The organism is Helicobacter sp., from assembly GCF_022511165.1.
In the GTDB taxonomy this organism is placed as follows: domain Bacteria; phylum Campylobacterota; class Campylobacteria; order Campylobacterales; family Helicobacteraceae; genus Helicobacter_C.
The window spans coordinates 1-3,722 of sequence record NZ_JAFLSB010000070.1 but is presented as its reverse complement, the minus strand read 5'-3'; the positions used below and the strand labels follow the sequence as shown (position 1 = coordinate 3,722).

Genomic DNA, 3,722 nt, shown 5'->3' with positions numbered 1-3,722 from the left:
GTAGAAGTAAAAGTGAAATCTGTCAACGGAACAGAGGATGCCTATGCCTACAATAATTCTTTGTATGCCAACTTTACGGTTTTAGACAGCCAGTTTCTCACCAAAGTTATTTGTGAGGAATTTACCGGCACATGGTGCGGATGGTGTACTCGTGGATACGTAGCCATGGAACTCGTAGGTGAATTTTATGGTGATGATGCTGTCGTGATCTGTTATCATAATGGCGACCCAATGACCGTTACCAACACCTATCCGATGAACATCTCAGGTTTCCCCTCAGCATCAGTTGATCGTATATCGGTAATTGATCCTTATTATGGTTCATCAAGCAGTACTGATTTTGGTATTTCTATGGCAATAAGCCTCGCATTTGCCATAATAGTATTTTTTATTGTGCGCCCTATCATTGCAAAAAAAGCAGATTCACTCCTTAATACCAAAGAAGATATAAATTCTCTTTTTACAATTCCACTTATTTTTGCTGCAGCACTTCTAAGTTTTACACACGGCGCAAACGATGTGGCAAATGCCATTGGACCACTTGCGGCTATTAATGAGACTTTAACCTCTTTGGCTGCTGGAGGAAATCTCCCTCATTCAAAAGCACCCGTGCCTTTGTGGATTATGCTTGTGGGAGGGCTAGGTATTTCTCTTGGCTTGGCGCTTTATGGACCTAGACTTATTCGCACAGTAGGAAGTGAAATCACAGAAATTGATAAAATGAGAGCGTTTTGTATTGCTATGAGTGCAGCTCTAACGGTGCTTTTGGCTTCCCAACTTGGCTTACCTGTAAGCTCAACGCATATTGCCATAGGTGCGATTTTTGGGGTGGGATTCTTACGAGAATACCTCAAAAAACGTTATCGTGAAATGCAGCAAATTATCATAGAGGCTCATAAAGGCAAAGATGCGCAAGAAGTTGAAGTTTTTTTAGATAACTTTAACAAAGCAAGTATCAAAAGAAAGGGTTTAATGCTTGAGGCTCTTAAAAACAACAAAAATCTCAAAATAATGCCTCGCTTAAACAAAAAAGAGCGCAAATCACTTAAAAAAGCTTATAAACACGAGCTTGTAAAACGAAGTGCTATCAACAAAATTATCGCTTCGTGGCTTATTACCGTTCCTGTATCTGCCCTTCTTGGTGCTTTTACTTATTTTGTGATGATGAGTGCTGGTTTTGAACTTTAGTTTTTTAAAAGATTTGATAAATTACAATTGTAATTATTTTTCGTAAGGAGAGTCTTTGGACCCGTATTCGTCGGTTTTGATGCTTATTGTGGCATTGTTTTTGGTTTTTCTCAATGCCTTTTTTGTGGTTTCAGAGTTTGCGATTGTTAAAATTCGAAAGTCTAAGCTTGAAGAACTTGTTAAAAATAATGTAAAAAATGCCTCTCTTGCTTTAAAAATGACTTATTCACTTGATACTTATTTGAGTGCAACCCAGCTTGGGATTACTTTTGCATCTCTTGCGCTTGGGTGGGTAAGCGAAAATGCTTTTGCTCATCTTATCGCCCTCCCTTTTTATTATGTTTTAGAATCTTCACCTTTTCTTGTGCATACCATTGCTTCAGTGCTTGCCTTTATCTTTGTAACGCTCCTGCACGTCGTGCTTGGTGAGCTTGTGCCAAAATCAATCGCTATTGCCAAAACAGAATCTGTGGTGCTTATTATCGCACGCCCCCTCTATACATTTTGGATTATTTTCTCGCCACTCATTAAACTCTTTGACTTGGTTGCTGCCTTTTTTTTAAAACTCATTCATATCGCTCCTGCGCGTGGGGGCGAGGGGGCGCATAGCGATGAGGAGCTTAAAATCATCGTGGGCGAGAGCCTTAAGGGAGGGTATTTAGATTCTATTGAGGGTAAAATTATCGAAAATGCGGTAGATTTCTCCGATACTCTTGCAAAAGAAATTATGACTCCACGCAAAGATATGATATGCTTGAATGCACAAGATGAATATGAAAAAAATATCGAAATTATTCTACAAACCAACCATACGCGCTATCCCTACTATCAAGATTCTAAAGATAATATCTTAGGTATGATTCATATCCGCGATGTGCTTGAAAATACGATTAAAAATAGAGAGTGCGACCTCTCTAAGCTCGTCCAAAATGTCATTATTGTGCCAGAGAGCGCAAGAATCTCCGAAATTCTTAATACTATGAATCGTCAGCAAATCCACATTGCACTTGTGGTTGATGAATATGGAGGGACTTCAGGACTGCTTACAATGGAGGATATTATTGAAGAGATTATCGGCGATATTTCTGATGAGCACGATTTAAAAATCGAGGATATGAGGCAGCTTGATGCGCAAACTTATGAATTTGATGGAAAGTTAGAAATTGCCCATATCGAAGAAATGCTAGGCATTGCTTTTGAAAATACAAATGATCATATTACCATAGGCGGCTATGTCTTTGGGTTATTTGGGCGATTGCCTGTGATAAAAGATAGCATAAATGATGAATATTTTGCCTTTGAGGTGCTTGAAATGGACGGCGCGAGGATAAAAAAACTTAAAGCAACACTTTTGCAAAAAGAAGCAAAATCTACTCAAAAATCTTAAAATTTTATAGCAAATCTCTATAAAAACAAAATCTCAATTTTTATATGCTTTGTGTATTGAGATTCTTTTTTATTCCAAGATTCTAGAATCCACCCTGCTTTTTAAAGCTAAAAGTGTGAATAACAAAGCTTCCCTCTTGTTTGCAAAAAGTGAAGTTTTCTTTTTGGCTTAATGGGTAAGTGAGATATCTATAAACAAAGAGAGATAACCCTTTTTGCAAAGAAAAAATATAGAATCTAAACGAAAATTTTAAAGCAAGATAGATTAATATAAATATCTCAATGCAGACAAATAAATTAATGGAGTAAAGAAAAAAGAGGCAATCTATTTCTTTAAAATAGATTGCCATTTAACTTACTTTAAGGGGGTTTATTACTCCCTTAAGATGATTAAATCTTAAGGGAGAGAAAAAAGACTTTAAGCTCTTTATCTTACAAACAAGGTTTATTTTTAGATAAAACCTTTTATATGAAAACACAAAAGCTTTTGCTTAGGCTAAGGCTCTTTAAAGGGAAAGATAAAACTATATCTTAGAGGCAGAAAGGATACCTACCCCTAAGGAAAAACTATATCTTTAGAAGCTAAAGATATAGCGTGCGCCAACATTATAAGTTTGCTGCAATGTGCCTTTTATACCATCTTTATCAATCAAAGTCGTAGCAAGGAATGGCACTCTTGCAGCTACTTCAATGCCGTGATGTTTAGCAATCTCTGTGCGCACACCAAGATTAAGCGCAAGGTCAAAGCCACTTGTCTTAACCTTACCAATACTGCTTAAATCATTTTTTATATTTTTTACAGTATCGCCACTCCAGCTATTCATACCTAAGCCAAGTCCTAAGAATGCGCCAAAGCTTAGAGAATCATCATTGATGAAATTATAGAGTGCATCAACATTCACACCATAATTCATTACATTAAGTTTAGCTGTCTCATCAGTACCTTCAATAGTTGCACTTGTATTTGCTCCAGCAAAGTTTGCATAATAGCGCAAACCAAATTCAGGCGTAAAGAATTGCTTATACCCCGCAATGATTTCATAGCCAACTCCGCCGAAATTGCCATCTCCCCCAGTAAAACCTGCTTCTTCAGCTCCGCTAACTTTAATTTTAGCTCCGCCATATCCTACACCTACACCTACAAATGC

At 37.3% G+C, this 3,722-nt stretch carries 2 protein-coding genes and 1 pseudogene; 2 read left to right on the top strand and 1 reads right to left on the bottom strand.

Annotated elements, in window-relative coordinates:
* Positions 1-336: 336 nt before the first annotated feature.
* Together J1E28_RS07610 and J1E28_RS07605 are read left to right on the top strand one after the other, a co-directional pair.
* A pseudogene (locus J1E28_RS07610) lies at positions 337-1,188 on the top strand (inorganic phosphate transporter); the annotation flags it as partial.
* Positions 1,189-1,243: 55 nt separating this feature from the next.
* Complete coding sequence (locus tag J1E28_RS07605) at positions 1,244-2,575, top strand: hemolysin family protein (protein WP_291028417.1); 1,332 nt, start codon at positions 1,244-1,246, stop codon at positions 2,573-2,575.
* A 574-nt stretch (positions 2,576-3,149) separates the two neighbouring features.
* On the opposite strand, the gene J1E28_RS07600 is transcribed toward J1E28_RS07605, so the two are convergent.
* Positions 3,150-3,722: outer membrane protein (locus J1E28_RS07600; RefSeq protein WP_291028415.1), on the bottom strand; the 573-nt coding region annotated here is incomplete at its 5' end.